Source organism: Rhodanobacter sp. Col0626 (genome assembly GCF_049994385.1).
Lineage (GTDB): Bacteria > Pseudomonadota > Gammaproteobacteria > Xanthomonadales > Rhodanobacteraceae > Rhodanobacter.
Genome location: NZ_CP188260.1, coordinates 2,142,243 through 2,165,982, shown reverse-complemented (window position 1 = coordinate 2,165,982; position 23,740 = coordinate 2,142,243). Strand labels below are relative to the sequence as shown.

General features: G+C 64.1%; 20 protein-coding genes. 13 read left to right on the top strand and 7 right to left on the bottom strand.

What is annotated here, in order from left to right; all coding sequences use genetic code 11:
• Nucleotides 1-72: 72 nt before the first annotated feature.
• Nucleotides 73-1,071 (bottom strand): NAD(P)H-quinone oxidoreductase, encoded by a 999-nt coding sequence (locus ACPPVV_RS09140; RefSeq protein ID WP_426703204.1) that lies wholly within the window; start codon nt 1,069-1,071, stop codon nt 73-75.
• A 355-nt stretch (nt 1,072-1,426) separates the two neighbouring features.
• Nucleotides 1,427-2,302 carry a formate/nitrite transporter family protein gene (locus ACPPVV_RS09135; RefSeq protein ID WP_426699596.1) on the bottom strand — a complete coding sequence of 292 codons (876 nt, stop codon included), beginning with the start codon at nt 2,300-2,302 and terminating at the stop codon, nt 1,427-1,429.
• Between the two features lie 348 nt (nt 2,303-2,650).
• On the opposite strand from ACPPVV_RS09135, the gene ACPPVV_RS09130 reads away from it, so the two are divergent.
• The 5 genes from ACPPVV_RS09130 (at nt 2,651) to qatD (ending at nt 8,133) form a co-directional block, all read left to right on the top strand.
• Nucleotides 2,651-3,256 carry a hypothetical protein gene (locus ACPPVV_RS09130; protein WP_426699595.1) on the top strand — a complete coding sequence of 202 codons (606 nt, stop codon included), beginning with the start codon at nt 2,651-2,653 and terminating at the stop codon, nt 3,254-3,256.
• Between the two features lie 208 nt (nt 3,257-3,464).
• Nucleotides 3,465-5,288 carry a KAP family P-loop NTPase fold protein gene (locus tag ACPPVV_RS09125; protein ID WP_426703133.1) on the top strand — a complete coding sequence of 608 codons (1,824 nt, stop codon included), beginning with the start codon at nt 3,465-3,467 and terminating at the stop codon, nt 5,286-5,288.
• Nucleotides 5,289-6,131, top strand: coding sequence for a Qat anti-phage system associated protein QatB (locus ACPPVV_RS09120; protein ID WP_426703132.1), 843 nt, complete (start codon nt 5,289-5,291; stop codon nt 6,129-6,131). It begins immediately after the preceding gene.
• Nucleotides 6,132-6,178: 47 nt separating this feature from the next.
• Nucleotides 6,179-7,396, top strand: coding sequence for a Qat anti-phage system QueC-like protein QatC (gene qatC, locus ACPPVV_RS09115; RefSeq protein ID WP_426703131.1), 1,218 nt, complete (start codon nt 6,179-6,181; stop codon nt 7,394-7,396).
• Nucleotides 7,393-8,133, top strand: coding sequence for a Qat anti-phage system TatD family nuclease QatD (gene qatD / locus ACPPVV_RS09110; RefSeq protein ID WP_426703130.1), 741 nt, complete (start codon nt 7,393-7,395; stop codon nt 8,131-8,133). The genes qatC and qatD overlap by 4 nt, the downstream gene beginning before the upstream one ends.
• A gap of 270 nt (nt 8,134-8,403) precedes the next feature.
• Here the strand turns inward: qatD and ACPPVV_RS09105 are convergent, their stop codons facing one another.
• Together ACPPVV_RS09105 and ACPPVV_RS09100 are read right to left on the bottom strand one after the other, a co-directional pair.
• Nucleotides 8,404-8,955, bottom strand: a complete 552-nt coding sequence (locus ACPPVV_RS09105) for a cold shock domain-containing protein (RefSeq protein WP_426703129.1) — start codon at nt 8,953-8,955, stop codon at nt 8,404-8,406.
• Nucleotides 8,956-9,058: 103 nt separating this feature from the next.
• Complete coding sequence (locus ACPPVV_RS09100; protein WP_426703128.1) at nt 9,059-10,477, bottom strand: aldehyde dehydrogenase family protein; 1,419 nt, start codon at nt 10,475-10,477, stop codon at nt 9,059-9,061.
• A 120-nt stretch (nt 10,478-10,597) separates the two neighbouring features.
• On the opposite strand from ACPPVV_RS09100, the gene ACPPVV_RS09095 reads away from it, so the two are divergent.
• The 4 genes from ACPPVV_RS09095 to ACPPVV_RS09080 all read left to right on the top strand — a co-directional run bounded on the left by ACPPVV_RS09095 (nt 10,598) and on the right by ACPPVV_RS09080 (nt 15,522).
• Nucleotides 10,598-11,524: a LysR family transcriptional regulator gene (locus ACPPVV_RS09095; RefSeq protein ID WP_426703127.1), complete on the top strand. Its 927-nt coding sequence runs from the start codon at nt 10,598-10,600 to the stop codon at nt 11,522-11,524.
• A 104-nt stretch (nt 11,525-11,628) separates the two neighbouring features.
• On the top strand, nt 11,629-12,177 hold the full coding sequence (locus ACPPVV_RS09090; protein ID WP_426703126.1) for a cysteine hydrolase family protein: 549 nt from the start codon (nt 11,629-11,631) through the stop codon (nt 12,175-12,177).
• Complete coding sequence (locus tag ACPPVV_RS09085; protein WP_426703125.1) at nt 12,155-13,126, top strand: GlxA family transcriptional regulator; 972 nt, start codon at nt 12,155-12,157, stop codon at nt 13,124-13,126. The genes ACPPVV_RS09090 and ACPPVV_RS09085 overlap by 23 nt, the downstream gene beginning before the upstream one ends.
• Before the next feature lie 407 nt (nt 13,127-13,533).
• Nucleotides 13,534-15,522 (top strand): DNA translocase FtsK, encoded by a 1,989-nt coding sequence (locus ACPPVV_RS09080; RefSeq protein ID WP_426703124.1) that lies wholly within the window; start codon nt 13,534-13,536, stop codon nt 15,520-15,522.
• Between the two features lie 94 nt (nt 15,523-15,616).
• On the opposite strand, the gene ACPPVV_RS09075 is transcribed toward ACPPVV_RS09080, so the two are convergent.
• The 3 genes from ACPPVV_RS09075 to ACPPVV_RS09065 form a co-directional block, all read right to left on the bottom strand.
• Nucleotides 15,617-16,822 carry an acetyl-CoA C-acyltransferase gene (locus ACPPVV_RS09075; RefSeq protein ID WP_426703123.1) on the bottom strand — a complete coding sequence of 402 codons (1,206 nt, stop codon included), beginning with the start codon at nt 16,820-16,822 and terminating at the stop codon, nt 15,617-15,619.
• Nucleotides 16,823-17,018: 196 nt separating this feature from the next.
• A complete protein-coding gene (locus tag ACPPVV_RS09070; protein WP_426703122.1) occupies nt 17,019-19,406 on the bottom strand; it encodes a 3-hydroxyacyl-CoA dehydrogenase/enoyl-CoA hydratase family protein in 2,388 nt (795 codons plus the stop codon).
• A 52-nt stretch (nt 19,407-19,458) separates the two neighbouring features.
• Nucleotides 19,459-20,085: a TetR/AcrR family transcriptional regulator gene (locus ACPPVV_RS09065; RefSeq protein WP_426703121.1), complete on the bottom strand. Its 627-nt coding sequence runs from the start codon at nt 20,083-20,085 to the stop codon at nt 19,459-19,461.
• 229 nt (nt 20,086-20,314) lie between these two features.
• On the opposite strand from ACPPVV_RS09065, the gene ndk reads away from it, so the two are divergent.
• From ndk to ACPPVV_RS09045, 4 genes are read left to right on the top strand one after another with little or no spacing between them, the layout of a single operon-like run.
• The gene (gene ndk / locus ACPPVV_RS09060) at nt 20,315-20,740 is read left to right on the top strand and encodes a nucleoside-diphosphate kinase (RefSeq protein ID WP_426703120.1); all 426 of its coding nucleotides are present in this window, start codon (nt 20,315-20,317) and stop codon (nt 20,738-20,740) included.
• Nucleotides 20,741-20,766: 26 nt separating this feature from the next.
• Nucleotides 20,767-21,885 (top strand): 23S rRNA (adenine(2503)-C(2))-methyltransferase RlmN, encoded by a 1,119-nt coding sequence (gene rlmN / locus ACPPVV_RS09055; RefSeq protein ID WP_426703119.1) that lies wholly within the window; start codon nt 20,767-20,769, stop codon nt 21,883-21,885.
• A complete protein-coding gene (gene pilW / locus ACPPVV_RS09050) occupies nt 21,875-22,660 on the top strand; it encodes a type IV pilus biogenesis/stability protein PilW (protein WP_426703118.1) in 786 nt (261 codons plus the stop codon). Before rlmN ends, pilW begins: the two co-directional genes overlap by 11 nt.
• On the top strand, nt 22,657-23,634 hold the full coding sequence (locus ACPPVV_RS09045) for a helix-turn-helix domain-containing protein (RefSeq protein WP_426703117.1): 978 nt from the start codon (nt 22,657-22,659) through the stop codon (nt 23,632-23,634). Before pilW ends, ACPPVV_RS09045 begins: the two co-directional genes overlap by 4 nt.
• Nucleotides 23,635-23,740: the final 106 nt, after the last annotated feature.

The following is a 23,740-nucleotide window of genomic DNA, read 5'->3' as shown; positions in this document are numbered from 1 at the left end:
GCCCAGGCAGGCGTCGATGTCGGACAGGCCCGCGCCGGGATGCGCCAAGGCCAGGGGCATCAGCCCCGGCATCTACCACGTCAACATGATCTTTCCGATGTGCTCGCCGCTCTCCATCAGGGCATGCGCTTGCGCCGCTTCGCGCGCCGGGAAGACCTGGTGAATGACCGGTCTGACTCGGCCTGATTCCAGCAGCGGCCATACCTTCTCGTGCAGCTGCGTGGCGAGCGCGGCTTTGAACGCCACCGGTCGCGCGCGCAGCGTCGAGCCGGTGAGGGTGAGTCGGCGACGCATGATCAGGGACGCATCGATGTCGGCACGCTTGCCGCCCAGCGTCGCGATGAACACCAGCCGGCCATCCTCGGCCAGCAGCTCCAATTCGCGTTGTACGTAGTCACCGGCCACCATGTCGAGGATCACGTCGACACCGCGACCATCGGTGTGCTTTTTCACTTCCTCCACGAAATCCTGCTCGCGGTAGTTGATCGCATGCGCGCCCAGCTTTTCGCAGGCCGCACATTTCTCGGCATTGCCGGCCGTGGCGAACACGCGGTGGCCCAGCGCATGGGCCAGCTGGATCGCGGTGACGCCGATGCCGCTGGAGCCGCCTTGCACCAGCAGCGACTCAAGGGTGCCGTCGGCATGCTTGCCGAGCCGACCCCGATCGAAGACGTTGCTCCAAACGGTGAAGTAGTTCTCCGGCAGCGCAGCGGCCTCGACCATGCTGAAGCCTATGGGTACCGGCAGACATTGCGGCAACGGCGCCACGGCGTACTCGGCATAACCGCCGCCAGCGAGCAGGGCGCAGACAGCATCGCCACGCCGGAGACCGAACGGGTTGTCGCCGCCGACATCGCCCTCGACCAGTTCGCCGGCCACCTCCAGGCCGGGCAGGTCCGAAGCACCCGGTGGTGGCGCGTAATTGCCCTGGCGCTGAAACACGTCCGGACGATTCACGCCCGCTGCCGCCACCCTGATCAACACCTCATCCGGCCCGGGCCGTGGCACGGGGCGTTCGGCCAGTCGCAATACGTCCGCCGCGCCGGGCTGGGAAATTTCGATGGCTTGCATGGTGGCCATGTGGGCTCCGTCAGTTGATGCTTGTCGTTTGTGGTCACGCCGCGCGACCGAATTGGCGTCGAATCTCGGCCAAGCCGTTTGCCCTGAGCATGGCCAAGTTTTCACCGTACGCCCTGGACGTAACCAAGTCTCCACCGCTCGCATTGAGCGTAGCCAAAATTTCCACCGTTCGCCCTGAGCGCAACCAAATTCCACCGTTCGCCCTGAGCGCCCAAATTTCTACCGTTCACTCTGAGCGCAACTAAATTCCCACCGTTCGCCCTGAGCGTAGGCGCGCAGCGCCGGAGTCGAAGGGCCTCGATCCCTCCGCGCTTCGACACCCATCAGCCGGCGTGCCGCGTCGAACTCAATCCACATCACTGCGCACCTGCGCATGGCTGATCAGCGCGAAAATCAGGCTGCCGCCGACGATGTTGCCGGCCAGCGTAGGCAACGCGAACCGGGCGACGCAGTCGAGGAAATCGAGCCGTCCGGCGAACACCAGGTACATCGCTTCGACCGATCCCACGATGATATGCGTGAAGCCGCCGGTCGCGATCACGTAGGTGGTCACCAGGATCACCATGAAACGCGCCCGCTCGGTAGCGGCGAGCATCCACACCATCATCGAGATCAGCCAGCCGGCCAGGATGCCCTTGGTGAACATCTGCCACGGCGAGTTCTTCATCAACGCCTCGCCAAGCTTCACGAATGCCGCCTCGGTGGCGGCATCGAACTGCTGCAGGTGCAGCAGACCGAAGGCAAACACCGTCACGCCGATGAGGTTGCCCACGATCACCACCGACCAGAGCCGGGCGAAGCAGGCAAAATTCTTCCGCGTCGGTTCGGTCATCACCGGCAGCACGGCCGTCATGATGTTTTCGGTGAACAACTGCTGGCGCGACAGCACCACCAGCAGAAAGCCGAACGGGTAGCCCAGCGATTCGATCAGGAAACCACCCGGCATGTCGCCCACGTAGCGGGACAGCACGCCACGAGCGAGCATCGAGAAACCCATCGACAACCCGGCCGCCAACGACGACCAGCCCAGCGCGCTGACGCTGCGCTTGAGCTCCTGCTCGCCTTCGCTGCGGATGATCTCGTGCAGCACTGCCACACGTGGCGGTCGCTTCTCCTCGACCTCGACCTTTTCGTCGCGCGAGAGGGCGAAGCCATTGTTCTGATCCGCAGGGCCATCGTCGGATTTGCGCTTGTCGGGGGTTTCGGCGGGGGGCTTGGTCATCGCAGGTTGATCCGCTTGCTTGTTTGCAAACAACAGCACGGAACGACGGTTGCATGACCGCGCCGAGCCCGGCGACAGGGAGCACAGGCTCGTTCCGTAGACCCCCTAACGAGATACCGAGTGGACGGAAGCGCGCGTGAAGATCGACGCATTCAGGAGTTTCGCCGTCGCGGCGTTCCATCTGTTTGAGCGTTCGCCGGGCCAGCAGCGGAGAAGTCTGCGCCGTGCGCGCGGAGAGCCCGGGGAATGGATAGCTCTGGTCCCAGTCGCGCAGGTCGGCGGCAAAACGTGCGCGTCATCACACTACTGCGCTATGCTCGGGAAGTATTCCGGGGGGAATGGATGACCATGCAGCGCTGGCTGATCGCCGCCGCCGTGACCTGCGTTGCCGCTACAGGCTGTAGCGAAACGCCAGAAGGGGACACGGCACAAACCGCACGCCGGCCGCAACAAGCCGGCCCGATGAATCCGCTCGCCATCGCCAGCCATCTCGCCGGCGTCGAAGCCGCGGGCCTGACCAACGACCAGCGCGCCATGCGCGGCCATGTCGAAGCAATGCACAAGGACATGATGCGCTCCATGCGTCTGGCCGACCCGTCGCGTCCGATCGACCACGAAGCCGCCCGTGCTGCCGTGCGTCCACTGCAAGGTGTGAGTTCCAGCGTGTGGATCGACCGCGGCAATCTGCTGGTGATGGTAGGCGGCGGGCAGTACCGCAGCATGGACACGATCGACCGCGTCTGCCTCGCGCTGGAACCGCTGGGCGACACGCTGAGTGTGGTGGTCAATGTGCAGGACGTGATGGCGACGACTTCGGAAGGCGCGGATACGTTGTCGCGGAATTGTCAGTTGGGTGCAGGGGAGCGAGCGATGTTGCAGCAGAAACGGCAGGTGGATGTGCTGGATCCGGAGGTAAGGCGGGTGTTTCGGGCACAGCAGAGGGGTAATGAATAACCCTTACCCCTTTTTGTTTTTTCCATGTCTGATCACACTTTTCCCTAAGTGTCTAAGGCGAATTAGCTCGTGTCATGGATAAGCGGGCTTCGCTTAACTATTCAGTCGAACCGTCGTCCCATTTTAGTAGTGCCTTGCTTGCTGGAATTGCTCTGCCTGTGTGCGTGGGCCCAGCCCCTTTTCACCGTTTAGACATGGAGCCCGTCCGATGTGGACCGACAACGAAACCGACCGCGATCTCTTGAACTTCACAGGCATCGCCCAGAGCATTGCTGAGCTTGTTATCCAGGCAGACGGGAAGCCCATTTCCATTGGCGTCTCCGGCGCTTGGGGAATCGGCAAGTCGTCGATGATCCAGCTAACCAAGACGGCGCTCACGGGACGCGCCGCTGGCGCGGGCGCGCCGGAGTTCGTGTTCGTCGACTTCAATGCCTGGCTCTATCAAGGCTACGACGACGCGCGCGCGGCATTGATGGACGTCATCGCGGCAAAGCTCCAGGAGATCGCAGAAGAAAAGAAAACATTCCAGGACAAGGCTAATCAACTCCTCACAAGGGTCAACTGGTATCGCATCGGCCGCTTAACCGCCAGCGCTGCCGTCTCACTTGCCAGTGGCCTCCATCCAGCAGGCATCATCGGCGGCGCGCTCAATGTCGCGCGTTCGGTCTTCGGGGAAGGCCATGATGGCAAGGAGGGCGCGAGGGCCGAGGAAAAGTGGCTGAAGGACAAGCCCGAGGAAACACCGCCGCAGGAAATCCAGGCGCTTCGAAACAGCTTCGAGGACCTCCTTCGCGAGCTTAAGGTCACCCTAGTCGTCCTCATCGACGACCTGGACCGTTGCCTGCCCGAGACGACGATCTCGACCCTTGAAGCAATTCGTCTGTTCCTCTTCATGGACCACTCGGCGTTCGTCATCGCTGCCGACCAGGCCATGATCAGGTACGCCGTCAAACGCCATTTCAAGGGCGTCGACGACGAATCCCTTGTCACCAGTTACTTTGACAAGCTCATCCAGGTCCCCATCCGTGTCCCCTCTCTCGGCCTCCAGGAGGTGCGTGCTTACCTCATGATGCTCTTCGTAGACGACAGTACGCTTGATCACGATGACAAGGAGAAGATTCGAGCCGACATCGCCGGCCGGCTCCAGCAGAGCTGGAAGGGAATGCGTGTTGACCGCGCCTTTGTTGCCTCCCTCAAAAAGGATATGCCACCCGAACTCATCAACCGTCTCGACCTTGCCGAGCGCATCGCGCCCATCATGAGCGACACGACGATGACGTCGGGCAACCCTCGCCTCATTAAGCGGTTTCTGAATGCCCTGTCCATTCGCATGGCACTCGGCAAAGCGCAGGGTGTGAACGTCAACGAGGAGGTCCTCGCCAAACTCCTGATCTTCGAGCGCTCCGACAACAGCAAGGCATACGCCGAGCTAATGACTTCGGTCGCCAATACCGATGAAGGAAAACCAGAGATGCTGAAGCAATGGGAGGAGGATCTTGCCGTCGGCAAGCCGGTTGAGTTCCCCGCAAACTGGACAAGTCCGTTCCTCAAGACGTGGCTTGAGCTCAAGCCTGCGCTTGCCGACGAGGACCTCCGCGGCGCGCTCTACGTCAGCCGTGAGCACGCGCCTCTCGTTTCCCGTGACGACAGGCTCTCGGCGGAGGCGGCCGAACTCCTCAGTGCACTTCTCAAAACGCCAGATATGGCTCACGTGTTGGAGAAACGTGTCACCGCCCTCCCAAAGGCAGATCTCGCGCTCTTCATGTCTCGCATCCTCGAGCGTGCCCGAAAAGAGAACGAGTGGGGAGCGCCAGATATCCTCAAGGCCGCCCTGGTCGTCGCTCGCGCAGATGATATGCAGGCCGCGACGTTGGCTGCTTTCCTCCAGGATCTGCCGGCGCACACGCTCTCAGTGCCGATTGTGCCGTTGATTGAGGATCAACCATGGGCGAAGGAACTTTTCAAACACTGGTTAACGCTCAACGGGCTCAATGGTCCGATGAGAAAGCGCATCAGCAAGGAGGGGAAGTAAATGGGTACGTCGACCTCGTCAAGCGGTCCGGGGAGCGGCGTTCCGCTCGTCCCACCTTGGGTACCAGCTGCTCCGCCGCTGCTACCGGACCCACCGGACGCGGATGTCCAAGCAGAGATTGGCGCGCAGCCCCCTGCTGAAGAGAAGGCACCTGAGCCGAATCCGCCCGGCAACGCGTCGCCCGCCCGCTTCGGGCCGACCCGGCGTGCACTCGGTGACTATGGACGCACGGGCAACCGGGACGACCTGCGGAGAGCTCTCGGCAACTATGTGAGCCGAGGATACGGTGGCAGCAGGAGCACCAGTAGTCGTTTTGCCGGCACCGCCACCACCGCAAGTGCGCTAGGTGGTGTTCTCGCCGCACTAGCCAACAACACTCCGATACCCGGCCTCGATCGCACGCTGCTCGCGACGATGGACGCCGATACCCTGCTCGACACCCTAGTCGAGGTGGTCCGCCAGGTCGATGGCACGCAAGATGCCGAGGCCGAACGCCGGTCGACCCGCGATGCGCTGAGTGACACGCTCAAGCGGTTCCCTGATGCGGACCCTCTGAACTTGGATGCTACTGGCCGGGCCTATGCCATCGAGCGCTTCGTTGCCCTTGACGTGTTCAACCGGTTTTACCTCGACGTCGGCGCTGCAGTCCAGGACAACGCGCCGAACCCCACCCAGGCGCTCGCCCGTCTCGCAGAAGCCAAGGCGTACATTGGTGAGACGGTTGCGGCTGCCTTTCGGCGGCTCGAACAAGCGGGGCATACGGTCAATTCCAACGCCGTTTCAAGCGTCATCCGGACGGCGCTGCGGGACGCGTTCGACATCTTCGAGGACTACACCGGATGAAGTTTCTCTGTGCGCCACGTGGATTCGATGCCACAGGATTTGACCCAATGCAGCGCGTGGTCCTTTTCGACACCGGCAAGCCAGGCCGCGATGTCCATGCCGGCGCCGACGTCATCCGCCGCGTTAAGCGTGGTTGCATGGTGGTCGACTCGCTGGCGTGGGATTTCGTGGCTATTGCGCTCTCCGCCTACGCCGCCGACAGCTCCAGTCTTCGCAGTAAAAGCCCTGATGGCTGGACGCGCGAATTCGATCTGACGGTGGCTGTCCGGCATCCCGATGTCTGGAACAATCTGGCGGAAGAGCTTACACGGACGCTGGCGTTTCTCAGCACCGACCGCTGGACAATCCGATTCATTCCGGGCGGTATTGCTCCGCCAAGCCCGCGAAAGCCACACCGACCCGAACTCGACGACGTCGTGCTGCTCTCGGGAGGTCTCGATAGCCTCGTTGGCGCCTTGGATCTTGCAGCCCAAGGGAAGTCGCTCCTTGCCGTCAGCAAACTAGTCCGGGGCGATGGTGAACGCCAACGCCGGTATGCAAAACGCATCTGCAAGGGCCACCACGTTTTTAACGACAGCACGAAGACCCTCCGCAACGCCGAGTCCTCACAGCGAACGCGATCGCTTGTGTTCATCGCCTTCGGCGTCCTTGTAGCAACCTCCCTCGCCCGCTATAACCGGGACGAAGGCGCCACGCTTTACCTTTGCGAAAACGGCTTCATCGCCATAAACCCGCCGCTAACAGGCCTGCGTCTAGGAAGCCTGAGCACCCGCACGGCGCATCCTGTGTTCCTCGCTGGCCTCACCCGGTTGTTCGAAGGTGCGGGCATTCGGGTCGGCGTCGAAAACCCCTACCGCCATAAGACAAAGGGCGAGATGCTCACCGAATGCTTGGACCAGGCTAGGCTTGAAGAACTTGCCACTGACTCGACTAGCTGCGGACGCTTCCAGAAGTTCAACTACCACCACTGTGGCCGCTGCATCCCGTGCCAAGTGCGCCGCGCGTCCTTGCTCGCATGGGGGGACGTGGAGGACGACACCGGCTACGTGTACGACGATCTTTCCATCAACGACCACCAACACGCCGCATTCGACGACGTGCGCGCGGTGGCGATGGCCACCATTGCGGTCAAGACAGACTTCGGCGCCTGGCTCGGTAACGCGCTCGGCTCGCCGGATGTGCCAGACCGCGCTGCCCTGCGCGACATGCTCAGGCGCGGCATCGGCGAGCTCGCCGCCCTCCATGAAGCGCTTCACGTGCAATGATCGATTTCCACGCGCATCTCGACCTCTACCCGGACCCCCACGGAGTCGTTCGACGGTGTATTGACATGGGCGTGCACGTGTTGTCGGTCACCACCACTCCGTCCGCCTTTGCCGGAACTCGGGCGCTCGCGGCAAATGCACCCCGCATTCGCACCGCTCTCGGCCTACATCCGCAGATCGTAGGAGAGCGCCACGGGGAGTTGCCACTCTTCGCGAGTCTCCTGCCGACGGCGCGCTACGTCGGCGAAATAGGGCTTGATGGAGGACCAGAATTCGCCGCGACTTGGTTAAGGCAGGTCACGACCTTCGACACCATCCTTGGGCTCTGTGCTAAGGAGGGAGGTCGGGTCTTTAGTGTCCACTCAAGGCGTGCCGCCTCCGACGTACTCAATGCCATCGAACGCCAACCGAGCGCTGGTACGGCGGTACTGCACTGGTTCTCCGGGACCGCTCGCGAACTTGCTCGTGCAGTCTCCTTTGGTTGCTGGTTTTCGATCGGCCCCGCGATGCTTGCCAGCATGAAGGGCCTTAAGCTCGTTGCCGCGATGCCCCGTGAGCGCGTGCTCACCGAGTCCGATGGGCCCTTCGCGCAGCTGGCTGGGCGACCCCTCATGCCATGGGATGTGCCAGCTACCTATCCCGTCCTCGCCCGCCTATGGGACACAGACATCGACAGTGTGGCAATGCAGCTAAAGGCCAACCTTCGCACACTCGGAACTCTTGGCGATTCAACCTGAGTAACGGGACATACTGGCCGGGGTCAAACCTAAGGTTCACTTATAGCCGCTTGAATCGTCGAGAAGATTGATCTTGATTGGCTCTTGCAAAACACGTGCAGAACACGGGTTCATTGTCGTATTCGTTTCATCGTAGTGCCGACATCACCGGAGCGGAATGACGTCCGGGATCATTCCATGGCCGTTCGGATAACGTCCAAACCTCTTCTTTGAAACGTGGCGGTTGTTCCAGTACGCTCGATTCAGGCGAGCTACCCCGTCTGGTTGATGTCAGTCGGCCTCGCCACCCGCACACCATTGGCTCTCGCAAGGTATTCCGTCGCCGTCCATTTGCGTGCCGGGGCACTGCTTGATGAAAAAAGTGGCTTCGGCACACGAGGTCATTTGTGCGCAGCGGGTGCGACCGTCGCAGGAGAAGGCTGGCGCGGGCGATGCGGGAACGGATGGGACGACGGTTGCTGCCTGTATCGGGGAAGGCGGGCTGCGCTGGGCCAGCCGCGTGTAGCTGTACCAGCCCATGATGCCGATCGCGACGACGCCGGCGATGGCCACCAGCGGATTTCGCTGTGTCGGGGATGGTCGTGCGCGGCGAGGGCGGGGCGATGCAGCCCTGCTGCCTGGGCGCATGACGCGCACAGCCCGATGCTTGCCGTCGCTGCGCAATTCGGTTTCGAAGGATACGAGCTCCCCGATGCGCGGCCGGACGCCGTCCCGCGGAAAGGCGGAGATGTGGACGAAGATTTCCCCGGTACCCGCCGCCGGCTCGATGAAGCCGAATTCCCTGTCGTCATTCCACTTGGTCAGTGTGCCGTGCGTGCGCATGGGCGAAGCATCCTGGCTTTAGCCGTAAACAGTACACGGGATGTTCCGGCCCCGCGTCGGCGAACGTCAAGCGCGCGAAAGATGACCTGGCGGGAGTCGTCTTTTAACCCACCAGCACCGCCTGCGGCTCCAGATAGGCCTCCAGCCCGTAATGGCTGTTCTCCCGTCCGATCCCCGATTGCTTGAACCCGCCGAACGGCGCCTTGGGCTCATGCGTCAGCGTGTTGACCAGCACGCGGCCCGCTTCGATCTGCGACGCCACGCGAGCACCGCGCGCGGCGTCGCCAGTGAGCACATAGGCGTGCAGGCCATACGGTGTGTCGTTGGCGATGACGATGGCTTCTGCCTCGTCGCGATAGGGAATCACGCTGAGCACGGGCCCGAAGATTTCCTCGCGGGCGATGGTCATGTCGTTGCGCACGTCGGTGAAGACGGTGGGCTTGACCAGCCAGCCGCGGGTGATGCCGTCGGGGCGGCCTTCGCCGCCGACGAGCAGGCGGGCGCCTTCCTCGATGCCGCGGCGGATGTAGCCCTGCACACGCTGCCATTGTTTCGCGCTGACCATCGGGCCGACCGCGGTCGCGGGGTCGCGCGGATCGCCGGCGGGCGTGGCGCGTACCTGTCCGACGATCGCCTCTTCGAATTCGGCCAGCCGTGATGCCGGCACCAGGATGCGCGTGCCGGCGATACAGGCCTGTCCGCTGTTCATGAAACCGGCGCCCACGGTCAGCGGCACGGCGGTGGCGAAGTCGGCGTCGTCCAGCACGATGGTGGGCGACTTGCCGCCGAGTTCCAGGGTGACCCGCTTGAGCGTTTCCGCGCCGCCGCGCAGGATGGCGCGGCCCACGGCGCTGGAGCCGGTGAACGAGATCTTGGCGACGTCGGGGTGCGCGCTGATCTGCGTGCCGACGACATCGCCACGGCCGTTGACGATGTTGACCACACCCGGCGGCAGGCCGGCTTCGTGCAGTGCCTCCATCACGATGCGGGTCTGGATCGCGCTCATTTCGCTGGGCTTGATCACCGCGGTGCAGCCGGCGGCCATGGCGGTGGCGAGCTTGCCGAGGATGAAGCCGGCGTTGTTGTTCCACGGCGAGATGAGCCCGGCCACGCCGAGCGGTTTCATCACCACGCGGGCGCTGCCGGCCTGGCGCTCGAACGCGTAGTCGGCCAGGGTGGCGGCGACTTCGCCGATCACCTGGTGGCTGTAGGCGGCCATCCAGCGTGCGCGCGACACGGGCGCGCCGTACTCGGTGACGAGGGCTTCGAACAACTCGTCCTCGCGCGCGGCTACCGCGGCCTGCATCCGCTGCAGCACGGCGATGCGCTGGTCGCGGGTGCTGCGCGAGAATGCGGGGAAAGCGGCCTTGGCCGCGGCGATCGCATGGCGTGCATCCTCGGCATCGCCGAGGCGCACCTGGCCGATGACTTCTTCGGTGGCCGGGTTGAACAGGTCGAACCACTCGCTGCCGTGCGGCGTGACGAAGGCGCCGTCGATGTAGATGTGCTCGATGCGTTGCATGGGATGTCCTGTGCGGGGATGGCAGTCGATGCCGGGTCGAGTGGCAGTGTGGGCGCGCGAGACCGTCCCGATAAGCCGGTGTATCGTGCAAGGGGCATTCAAGGAATCGGGACAATCTCCGTGCATCGCTCCGGCCTGACCGAACTCGAAGCCGTGCTGGCCGTGGCCCGCCGCGGCAACTTCCGCGCGGCGGCGAAGGAGCTGGGCATGTCCACCTCCGCCGTGAGCAACGCGGTGGCCGGGCTGGAGGCACGCCTGCAGTCGCGGCTCTTCAACCGCACCACGCGCAGCGTCGCGCTGACCGAAGCCGGCCAGCGTTACGTGGATCGCATCGAGCCCGCCGTGACGGAGATCCGCCGCGCCTCGGAGGAAATCAACGGCGACCCTTCGACGCCCTCGGGCACGCTGCGACTGAACACCTCGACGGGCGCGGCGCAGATGATTTTCGAGACGCTGATCCTCGACTACCTGCAGCGCCATCCGCAGATGAAGGTGGACATCGTCAGCGAGGCGAAGCTGGTCGACATCGTGGCGCTGGGTTTCGACGCCGGCATCCGGCTGGCCGAGAGCGTGCCGCAGGACATGGTGGCCGTGCCGCTCAGCCCGGACCTGCGCATGGTGGTGGTGGGTTCGCCCGCTTACTTGGCCGCGCACGGCGTGCCGCAGTCGCCGGCGGACCTGTCCAGCCATCAGGCGGTGCGCATGCGGCTGTCGCACGGCGGTTTGTATCATTGGGAGCTGGAGCATCGCGGCGAGGCGCTGGCGGTCGACGTGCCGGGCCGGCTGCTACTCGACGATCCGCAGTTGATGCGTCAGGCCGCGCGCGCCGGGATGGGCCTGGCGTTCTTGTCCGAGTGGCATATCCGTGACGAGCTGGCGCGCGGCGAACTGATTCCGGTGTTGCAGGACTGGTGCCCGCCGTTCCCCGGTCTGCGTCTCTATTACCCGGGTCATCGGCATGTGCCGGCGGGCCTGCGCGCACTGATCGATCTGGTGCGGGAACGGGCCGAGGCGTCCGAGGTTGGTGCGAAGAAACGCCGGCGCTGAGGCGACGGGCGTGGCCGGATCGGTCCGCTCATGGTCCGGCGCGGTGCTCGTGGGCGGTCGGCGCGCTACCTAAAGTGACGACTCCCCAACGATGGAGTCGCGCCATGTCCGATACCCCCGCTTTGCTGGTCATCGACGTACAACAGTCATTCCTGCAGGCGCCGTACTGGCGCGAGGACGATGTGCCGGTGTTTCGCGAGAACCTGCTGAAGCTGATCGACGCGGCGGCTGCGCGTGGTTGGCCGGTGGTGCGTATCCTGCACGAGGAGAGCGATGGACATTTCTCGCCGGCGTCGGGCCTGGTGACGCCGATGGCGTGGGTGCCGGACGCGCACGATGTGGTGTTCCGCAAGCAGGTGCACAATGCGTTTACCGGTACCAGCCTGGAGGCGTGGCTGCGCGAGCGCGGGATCGGGCGGGTGGTTGTCAGCGGCATCCGCACCGAGCAATGCTGCGAGACCACCGCGCGGGTGGCGTCCGATCTCGGCTTTGCGGTGGACTACGTGACCGAGGCAACGCTGACTTTTCCGATGATCCACGCCGGCAGCGGAAGCCATTACGATGCGCAGGACATCAAGCAGCGCACGGAACTGGTTCTGGATGGCCGCTTTGCCCGCATCTGCACCGTCGATGACATCCTCGCCGATCACTGAGGTGTGCTTCGTGCTGCCGCCGGCGCTGATCCTGCTGGATCTCGCCGGCGCCGCCGATGCCTTCCGCATCGCCGCCACCATGGGTTTGCCGGTGCGCCTGCGCATGCTGGCATCGATTGCCGAGGGCGAAGCCGCCACGACCGCGCTGGGCGTGGGGCTCGCCGGTATCGAACCGTTGCCGGCGCAGTTGGACGATCACGCCATGATCGTCGTCTGCGGTGCCACGGGGAGTGGCGAGCAGGTGTTGTCCTCGCCCGCCAGCAAGGCCCTGGTCGCATGGCTGCGACGGCACGGTAGCGATGGCCGGCGGCTGGCCTGCGTCTGTTCGGGCGCGCTGCTGGCCGCGGCCGCCGGATTGCTGGATGGCCGGCGCTGCACCACACACCACAGCCTGCTGGACACGCTGCGCCAGTTGGCACCAAGCGCTGACGTGCTGGATAGCCGCGTGTTCGTCGAGGATGGCGATGTTTACACCAGCGCCGGCATCACCGCGGGCATCGACCTGGCGCTGCACCTGATCGCCACAATGGGCTCGTCACGGCTGGCCGCCGCGGTGGCACGGGAAATGGCCGTCTATATGCGGCGCGCGTCGGGTGACCCGGCACTGTCGCCGTGGCTGGAAGGGCGCAACCACATGAACACGGCGATCCACCACGTGCAGGATGCGCTGGCGAAAGCGCCCGATCAGGAATGGCCATTGGCGCGATTGGCCGACATCGGCCACATGAGCGTGCGCAGCCTCACGCGCCATTTCCGCGAAGCCAGCGGCATGTCGATCAACAGCTACCACGCCCGCCTGCGCCTGGCGCTGGCCCGCCAGGCCCTGGCCACCGGCGACAGTGTCGAACGCGCCGCCGAACGCGCCGGGCTGGGCTCCGCACGCCAGCTGCGCCGGCTGTGGTCAGCCCATGCCAGCGATGGGCCGGGGTCGGCGCGGCGGCGGCATTGAGGGGCAGTTGGCGTTGATCGTCACTAGATCGCTCCGAAGTCGTCTGCCGCCGTGCCTTCGGTGCGGGTACCGCATGGGTTAGCATGGCGGCCGGATTTTGCATGGAAGATGTCCTCCCTCCCCGCATGGTTATGTTTGTTTTTGTCATCTTGGTTCTTGTAGCCGTCGGTTTCGCTTTTTTCCGCTGGCGGCGCGCCCAACGCCGTCGTGGACGCAATGCCCGTCGAACCGGTCGTGCCTCGCCGCAGGCGCGGCCGGTCAGCGCGGGCAGGGCGCGAGTGGCTACCCGCGGCACTGTGCCGACTCTCGTCCAGGCGGGCTCGATTGCGCCGAAGCCATCGGCTTCGACGGGAGAAAGCTCACCTCGCGCATCGATGACGGTCGAACCGTGGCGATCGCATCATCCCGTGCCGTCGCGGTCGGCGCATGCCGGTTACGAGCCGCCCAGGGCCGGCAACGCGCGTGCGCCGGGTGCCTCGACCGCCAGCATCGTGCGTGCGTTGAGCAGCGCGCCCGAGGTAGTTCCCGAGAGTGCGGCGCAGACCGAACGGATCGTGATGCGTACGCCAGCGCCCAAGGTTCCGGTGGCCCAGGTAGAGTCATTGGCGGCCCTTGATCCCTTTCTGCCTGCCGCCACCGCAATCAATGCTGATCCGGTCGTCGACGCAAAACTGCCTCCGGATCCGGCTTGCGAGGCCATGCCTGTTGTCGACACGCCGCCAGTCGAATCGACATCCACGGCCGAGCCGGCGGCGTTGCGCATCGAGCCTGCGAACCTGCCGATAAATAGCTTGCCTGCGGCGTTGCGCAGTGCCTCGAACGACGATGACGCGCCGGTGCCGACGGCACGCGCAGCGCTGATACCACCAGGTCGCGCCGCCGTCGTGCCGGAAGCGGTGCTTTTAGAACCGCGGATTTTCGATCTGCCGCCGCTGGAGCTGCTGCTGACGAAGTCCGATACCGTCGACATGGCATCGACCGAATCGCTGGCGGAAACCGGCCTGTTGATCGAGCAACGACTGCGTGAGTTCAAGGTGCCGGTCACCGTGGTCGGCGCCTCGGCCGGGCCGGTGATTACACGCTACGAAGTGGAGCCGGCCGTCGGCGTGCGTGGCAACCAGATCGTTGCGCTGATGAAGGATCTGGCGCGTGGCCTGGGCCGCACGTCGATCCGCGTGGTGGAGACGATTCCCGGCAAGACCTGCATGGGCCTGGAGCTGCCCAACGAACAGCGGCAGATGATCGGCCTGGCCGATATCTTTCGTTCCGACGCCTACCGCGATCACGAATCCCCGCTCGCGCTGGCGATGGGAAAGGACATCACCGGCGAGCCGGTGGTGATCGACCTGGCGCGTGCGCCGCACATGCTGGTGGCCGGCACCACCGGATCGGGCAAGTCGGTGGCCGTCAACGCGATGATTCTCTCGATGCTCTATCGGGCCACGCCCGAAGACGTGCGATTGATCATGATCGATCCGAAGATGCTGGAGTTGTCGATCTACGAAGGCATCCCCCATCTGCTCGCGCCGGTGGTGACTGACATGAAGCTCGCCGCCAATGCGCTCAGCTGGTGCGTGGCGGAAATGGAAGAGCGCTACCGGGTGATGTCAGAACTGCGCGTGCGCAACCTTGCCAGCTACAACCAGAAGATCCGCGCCGCCCATGCGGCCGGCACGCCGTTGTACAAGCCGGCCACCGAAGCCGGCGTGGCGCCGGAACCGCTCGACACGCTGCCACTCATCGTGGTGGTGATCGACGAGCTGGCCGACCTGATGATGGTTGCCGGCAAGAAGATCGAGGAGCTGATCGCGCGCCTGGCGCAGAAGGCACGTGCCGCCGGCATCCATCTGATTCTTGCCACCCAGCGCCCTTCGGTCGATGTCATCACGGGCTTGATCAAGGCCAATATCCCGACCCGCGTGGCGTTCCAGGTTTCCTCCAAGATCGATTCGCGCACCATCCTCGACCAGATGGGCGCCGAGTCGCTGCTCGGGCAGGGCGACATGCTGTTTCTGCCGCCGGGCACCGGCTACCCGCAGCGCGTGCATGGCGCATTTGTTTCCGACGACGACGTGCACCGCGTGGTCGCGCACCTCAAGAAGTATGGTGCGCCGGCGTATCGGGCGGAGATCCTGGCCGGCCCGGCTTCCGAGGCTGCCGATCTGTTCGGCGACGAGCAAGGCGATGCTGAACTCGATCCGCTGTATGACGAGGCCGTCGCCTTCGTGCTGCGCAGCCGGCGCGCATCGATCTCGTTCGTCCAGCGGCAATTGCGTATCGGCTACAACCGCGCGGCGCGGCTGGTCGAGAGCATGGAAGCAGCGGGGCTGGTTTCGTCGATGGGGCACAACGGGGTGCGCGAGGTGCTGGCACCCGGGGGCGACGATGGGTTGTGAATGCGACCGTGCCCGCTTTTGATACAAGAACGGCGCCGTAGCAATACGGCGCCGTTCTGCTTTCGGCACGTCGCTGGGCGATCAGGTCGATCGATCAAAGCGCCTCGAAAATTCCCGCCGCACCCATGCCGGTGCCGATGCACATGGTGACCATGCCGTACTTCTGCTTGCGGCGGCGCATGCCGTGCACCAGCGTGGCGATGCGCACCGCGCCGGTGGCGCCGAGCGGATGGCCGAGCGCAATGGCACCGCCGAGCGGGTTGACCTTGCTCGGGTCGAGCTTCAAATCACCCATCACCGCCAGCGCCTGGGCGGCGAAGGCCTCGTTGAGTTCGATCCAGTCGAGCTGATCCTGGGTGATGCCGGTCTGCCTGAGTGCTTTCGGGATCGCCTCCTTCGGGCCGATGCCCATCACTTCGGGCGGCACGCCGGCGACGGAGAAGCCGACGAAGCGGGCCAGCGGCTGCAGGTTGTATTCCTTGATGGCCTTTTCGCTGGCCAGCAGGATCGCGCCGGCACCGTCGGACATCTGGCTGGAGTTGCCGGCGGTGACGGTGCCGCCGAACTGGCCGTTGCGGAACACGGTTTTCAGCTTGCTCAGCACGTCCAGCGTGGTGCCGGCGCGCGGGCCTTCGTCGGCGCTGATGTTGCGACTGTCGGTGACGATCTGGCGGGTGGCGAGGTTGGGGTAGTGGTCGTCCAGCGCGAACGGGCTGATCTCGTCGTTGAACTCGCCGGCGGCCTGGGCGGCGAGGGCGCGGCGGTGGCTTTCGACGGCGAACGCATCCTGCTGCTCGCGACTGACCTTCCACTGCTTGGCGACATTCTCGGCGGTGATGCCCATGCCGTAGGCGATGCTGATGTTGTCGTCCTGGAAAATCGCCGGATTCATGGCGATCTTGTGGCCCATCATCGGCACCATGCTCATGCTTTCGGTGCCGCCGGCGAGCATCAGGTCGTCCTCGCCGAGGCGGATGCGGTCGGCGGCCATCGCCACGGCCTGCAGGCCGGACGAGCAGAACCGATTGACGGTGACGCCAGGCACGGTATGCGGCAGGCCGGCCAGCAGCAGGCCGATGCGCGCCACGTTCATGCCTTGCTCGGCTTCGGGCATGGCGCAGCCGATGATGACGTCGCCGATGCGGTGCGGATCGATGCCGGGATACTGCGCCATCACGCGGCGGATCACGTGGGCGAGCATGTCGTCCGGACGGGTGTTGCGGAACACGCCGCGCGGCGCCTTGCCGACCGGGGTGCGGGTGGCGGCGACGATGTAGGCGTCTTGCACTTGCTTGGTCATTTGCTTTCTCCGAAAGCCGGGATTCGGGATTGGGGATTGGGGATTCGCCAAAGCGGTCTGGCGTAAATCCAATCCGTTCGTCCGGACCGGCACTTCCAATGGTTTGTTTTGCGAAATGGCGCTCGAAGCGGTTTCAGGGAGTCATCCGGCGCGAGCTTGCCGGCCTCGACGAATCCCCAATCCCGAATCCCGAATCTCAGTTTCTCAAAGGCTTGCCGGTGGTCATGGTGTGGGCGATGCGGGCCTGGGTTTTCTCGGTCTTGGCCAGCTCCACGAAGTGCTTGCGTTCCAGTGCCAGCAGCCATTCCTCGTCGACGGTCGAGCCACGCTCGATCACGCCGCCGCACAGGGTGTCGGCGATGCGCGTGGCGATGTCCACATCGTGCTCGGAGGCGAAATAGCCCGCCTGCAGATTGGCCAGCGAGGCCCTGAACGTGGCGGTGCCGACATCGCCGGCGACCGGAATGGCGTTGGCCGGCAGCGGCGGGCGGTAGCCGCTTTCGGCCAACGCATTGGCCACCTGCTTGGCGACGTAGAGCAGCTCGTAGGCGTTGAACACGACCACGTCGCTGTCGCGCAGCAGGCCCAGGTTCTTCGCTTCGAATGCGCTGGAAGAGACCTTGGCCATTGCCACGGTTTCGAACACCTTCTTCAACTCCTCGAACGGATCGGCCGGATTGGCCTTGGCCGCGCGGATCGCCAGTTCATGCAGGCCGCCACCGGCCGGCAGCAGGCCGACGCCAGCCTCGACCAGGCCGATGTAGCTTTCCAGCGCCGCGACGGTACGCGCCGAATGCATCTGGAATTCGCAGCCGCCACCGAAGGCCATGCCGCGCACGGCGGAGACCACCGGCACCAGCGCGTGCTTGATCGCCATGCTGGTGCGCTGGAAGTTGGCGACCATCTTGTCGAAATCGTCGAACTTGCCTTCCTTCAGCAGGCCGAGTGCGCCCTTCAGATCCGCGCCGGCGGAGAACGGCTCGCCGGTCTGCCAGATCACCACGGCCTTGAGCTTTTCCTCGGCCAGCTTGATCGCGTGCTGCACGCCGTCGAGCACATGGTCGTTGACGGTGTTCATCTTGGTCTTGAACGAGAGGATGCCGATGCCGTCATCGCCCAGCGTCCACAGGCGCACGCCATCGTTTTCCCACACGGTGGTGCCGGTATCGAACTTCTCCCCCAGGATCGGATCGGGGAACAGTTGGCGCTTGTACACCGGATGCTGCGAACGCGGCTTGTCGGTGTTGGCGCTGGCCGAATACGAACCGTCCTTGCCATGCACGCCCTTGCGGCCGTCGGTGACCCAGGCAGGCAGCGGCGCGTCGCTCATCGCCTTGCCGGCCTTGATGTCTTCGTTGATCCACTGCGCAATCTGCTGCCAGCCGGCGGCCTGCCAGGTCTCGAACGGACCGAGCTTCCAGCCGTAACCCCAGCGGATGGCGAAGTCGACATCGCGCGCAGTGTCGGCGATGTCGGCCAGGTGATAGGCGCTGTAATGGAACAGGTCGCGGAAGCTGGCCCACAGGAACTGCGCCTGCGGATCGCTGGAGGCGCGCAGCTTGCCGAACTTCTCGGCCGGATCCTTGATCGCCAGGATCGCGGCGACTTCATCGGAGGGTTTCTGTTCGGACGGGCGGAAGTCCTGTTTCGCCACGTCGAGAACTTGGATGTCCTTGCCGACCTTCTTGTAGAAGCCGCCGCCGGTCTTCTGGCCCAGCGCGCCCTTGTCGATCAGGCCCTGCAGCCACACCGGCGCCTTGAAGTATTTGTGCCACGGATCGTCGGGCAGGGTATCGGCCATGGTCTTGATGACGTGGGCCATGGTGTCCAGGCCGACCACGTCGGCGGTGCGGTAGGTGGCGCTCTTGGGCCGACCCAGCGCCGGGCCGGTGAGCGCGTCGACGGTGTCGAAGCCGAGCTTGAACTGATCAGTGTGGTACATCGCCGACAGCATCGAGAACACGCCGATGCGGTTGCCGATGAAGTTGGGCGTGTCCTTGGCAATCACCACGCCCTTGCCGACGGTGGTGACGAGGAAAGCCTCGAGGCCAGCGATCACGTTGGCATCGGTGAGTTTGGTCGGGATCAGCTCGACCAGGTGCATGTAGCGCGGCGGGTTGAAGAAGTGCACGCCTGAGAAGCGGTGGCGCATTTCTTCCGGCAGCGCCTCAGCCAGCTTGTTGATCGACAGGCCGGAGGTGTTGGAGGCGATGATCGCGGTCTTCGACAGGTGGCCGGCGATCTTCTTGTAGAGGTCGAGTTTCCAGTCCATCCGCTCGGCGATCGCCTCGATCACCAGGTCGACGTCCTTCAGGTGATCCAGGTCATCGTCGTAATTGGCCGGGATGATCGCGCTGGCAAGTGCCTTGTCGGCCAGCGGTGCCGGGGACAGCTTGGCCAGGTTGGCGATGGCTTTCAGCGCGATGCCGCTTTTCGGGCCTTCCTTGGCGGGCAGGTCGAACAGCACGGTTTCGACGCCGGCGTTGGTCAAGTGGGCGGCGATCTGCGCGCCCATGACGCCGGCGCCCAGCACGGCGGCCTTGCGGATGCGCAGCGCTGGAGTGGGGGTGGATGCAGCGGTCATTGGCTTCTCCGGGACAAAAAACGAGGGTCTGGTAGGTATGCAGCGAAAATCTTCAGGGGTGGCTGAGCCCAGCCACGGCAAAGCGGATCAGGTGCTGCGCGGTCTGTTCGCGATGGGCGTGCTCGCTGACGTCGCTTTTGCGCTGGATCATGCCGAAGCCGGACATCGCATGGGTCAGCGCGCCGGTGACCAGGTCGATGCGCCAGTACAGCTCCTGCTTGCTCAACTGCGGCAGCAGGCGGGCGAATTCGGCGGTGAACTGACGCATCACGTGTCCGTAGTTGGCGGACAGGAACTGGCGCAAGGTGTCGTCATGTTCGGCAAAGGCGCGTGCCAGCACGCGCATGAACAGCGCGCCATTGTTGTCGTGGGACAAGTCCAGGGCAGGGCGGATATAGGCTTCGAGCACGTCTTCCAGCGTGGTGTCAGCGGCTCCGGCGAGTTTGGCCAGGGCTGCCAGCCGGCTTTCGTTCAGCGCATCCAGCCGACGCCGGAACACTTCCTCGACCAGCTTGTCCTTGGAGCCGAAGTGGTAATTGACGGCGGCCAGGTTGACGCCGGCGGCGGTGGTCAGCTGGCGCAGCGAGGCTCCGTCGAAACCGCGCTGGGCGAACAGCAGTTCGGCGGCGCCGAGTATCCGCTCCTTGGTTGAGCCGGGGTTGTTCACGAGCGGGATCATCCATCGGCCCGAGGCCGGTTCAAACGATCGTTTGAGGATACGCGGACAGCTCGACGGCCGTCAAACGATCGTTTGTTGCAAACGGCGGGTTACTTGCGTATGAGCTAGAATCTGTCAAACTTTCGTGAGCTAAATCCACAATCTTCGTCAGGTTTAGTCTGATTTGCCGGCCGGGGGCCGGCCGCGATATCCCTTTCCCTATCATCCGTTTTTTCCGGAGCAGACCCGTATGGCGCTGGAGCGCACTCTTTCCATCATCAAGCCCGACGCCGTTGCCAAGAACGTCATCGGTGAAATCTATGCCCGTTTCGAGAAGGCCAGTCTCAAGATCGTCGGCGCGAAAATGAAGCAGCTGTCGCGCCAGGAAGCCGAGGGTTTCTACGCCGTGCATCGCGAGCGTCCGTTCTTCAAGGCGCTGGTCGAGTTCATGATCTCCGGTCCGGTGATGATCACCGCACTCGAAGGCGAGAACGCCGTGCTGGCTCATCGCGACCTGATGGGCGCCACCAATCCGAAGGAAGCCGCGCCGGGCACGATCCGCGCCGACTTCGCCGATTCCATCGACGCCAATGCCGTGCATGGCTCCGATGCGGTCGACACCGCCAAGGTGGAGATTGCTTATTTCTTCGCAGCGACGGACGTGCTGTCGCGCTGAGGTACCAAGTTGTGAACCAGGCTGTCGTGAATCCGCCCACCAAAGTCAACCTGCTCGACTTCGATCGCCAGGGTCTGCGTGATTTCTTCACGCAGATCGGCGAGAAGCCTTATCGCGCCGAGCAAGTGATGAAGTGGATCTACCACGACCTGGAAGACAACTTCGAGAACATGACCGACGTGGGCAAGGCGCTGCGCGCCAAGCTCACCGAGGTCTGCTACATCGGCGCGCCGAAGACCATGCTGGACAAGGCCGCCAACGATGGCACCCACAAGTGGCTGCTGGGCATGGACAAGGGCAACGCGGTCGAGACCGTGTACATCCCCGAGCCTACCCGTGGCACCTTGTGCGTATCCTCCCAGATCGGTTGCGCGCTGAACTGCCAGTTCTGCTCCACCGGTGCGCAGGGGTTCAACCGCAACCTGTCGACGGCCGAGATCATCGGCCAGGTGTGGGTAGCGGCAAAGTACCTGGGCAACATCACCCACCAGAACCGCCGCATCACCAATGTGGTGATGATGGGCATGGGCGAGCCGCTGGCCAATTTCGAGAACGTGGTGCGCGCCATGAAGCTGATGCGCGACGATCTCGGTTTCGGTCTGGCCGCCAAGCGCGTCACCCTGTCGACGGCGGGCATGGTGCCGCTGATCGATCAGCTGTCGGATGCCATGGACGTTTCGCTGGCGGTATCGCTGCACGCCGCGAACGACGATCTGCGCACCGAACTGGTACCGCTCAACAAGCGTTATCCGATCGCCGAGCTGCTGGCCGCCTGCCAACGCTGGGTAGCGCGCAAGCCACGCACCTCGATCACCTTTGAATACACCTTGATGAAGGGCGTCAACGACCAGCCCGAGCATGCCCGCCAGCTGATCAAGCTGATGCGCAAGCTGCCAACCTGCAAGGTCAACCTGATTCCCTTCAACCCATTTCCAGGCACCCGCTTCGAGCGCTCGGACGCGAATGACATCCGCGATTTCCAGACGCAGCTGTTGAATGCCGGTGTGCTGACCATGTTGCGGCGTACCCGTGGCGACGATATCGATGCCGCCTGCGGTCAGTTGGCGGGGCAGGTCACCGATCGCACCCGGCGTAGCGCCGATCTTCGCAAGCGGCAGGACGAGGGGACTTTGCATGCGATTTGAACGGGTACTGATCGCCGGGCTGATGTTGCTGCTAGCCGGCTGTGTCACCACGCGCACGGACAGCAGCCCCCTGGGCCAGAACATGCCGCGCAACAGCAAGACCGACCAGACCGCGGATGCCGCGCGCATCCATACCGAACTCGGTCAACGCTACATGGCCGCCGGCGACCTGCAGACGGCGCTGGAAAAATTGACCAAGGCGCTGCAGTTCGATCCCAACTATGCGCCCGCGCATACGGTGATCGCGGTGCTGTACGAGCGAATCAACAAACCGGCCGAGGCCGAGCAGCATTACCGCAAGGCGGTGGCGCTGGAGCCGGCCAAAGGCGCGCCGAACAACAATCTTGGCGTGTTCCTGTGCCACACCGGACGGGCCGCGGAGGCAACGGGGTACTTTCAGAAAGCCGTCGCCGACCCGTTCTATCAGGCCGATATCGCGCTGACCAACGCCGGTGTCTGCCAACTGCAAGCACACGACGTTGCTGGGGCCGAAGCGAGTTTCCGTGACGCCATCGCGCGAAATCCGCAAAACGCGGAGGCACTCTTTCAGCTTGCCAACGCGCTCTATCTGAATAAGGATGTATTCCGCGCCAGGGCTTTCATCCAGCGGTTTGACGCGCTGGGCAAGCCGACTGCCGCGTCGCTCAAGCTCGGTCACGACATCGAAACCCGTCTGGGCAACCCGGAAGGTGCCCTTGCTTACAGCAAGCGATTGCTCAGCCTGTTCCCGGATTCGGAGCAGGCGCATACCCTCGACACTGCCGCCAGCCCATGACTTCCATGCACCCACAACCGACCGAGCAAGGTTCGAACGAGTATGGTCCGTCCGGCCCCCATGTGGGGTCCGCAGACCCTCACACAGTGAGTTTCGGCAGTCGTTTGCATGCGGCGCGTGAAGGGCGCGGAACAGACCTGGAGTCCTGCGCGCACACATTGAAGTTGCCTGCACGGGTGCTTCGCCAGCTTGAGCGCGACCAGTACGACGGTATCGATTCCAAGGTCTATCTGGCCAGCTACATCGGCAAGTACGCCCGATTCCTTGGCATCAACGAGGCCTCGATCCAGGTCGAACTGGATCGCATCCGCCAGATCGAGCCGCCGTTGGTGGCCACCGGCGGCATTTCACATTCGCGGTTCCTGCTTGACCGCTACGCGACAGCGGCGACTTACGTCGTGCTGACGGCGGTCATCGTGGTACCGATGATCTGGCTGGGCGTGCGCGGCACGCTGGATCGCGACCTCAGTCATCTGGCCCCGCTGGATGCAGCCCCGGTTGCACAGGTGGATGCCCCGGCAACCGCGAGCACGACGGACGGCGCAGCCAGCAAACTGGTGGCTCCGTTGTCCCCGCCGAAAATGGTCGGGACGCCGGAACAGGATCAACCGCTGATGGCATCGATGGCGCCGTTCCCGAATCTGGATAGCGGCAGTTTGCCTCCTGCCAAACCAGCGGCAGTTGCGGTGGACAGCGGTACCGGAAGTCATAGCCTCAGCCTGAGTCTGGTCGCAGCCAGCTGGGTCGAAGTCATCGGCTCCGATGGCACGCATCTCGAATATGGCCTGCTGCCGGCCGGCAGCAGCAAGACGTACCACAGTGATCAGCCGCTGGATGTGCGTATCGGCAATGCCAGCGGTGCACAGGTCAGCATTGATGGCTCCACGGTGGGGCTGGACGATTTCCGGCGCGCCAACGTGGCACGTTTCCGCGTGCAGATGCAGGACGGCAAGGCCTCCGCAGCCAGTCTCTGATTGCCACTGCGGGCCGCTCCGTGCGGCCCATTTCGGTTATGCTTGTCCATTGTTCGCTCGGCAACGAGCGCACGTGATCGGCCGGCATGATCGGCCAGACCCAAAT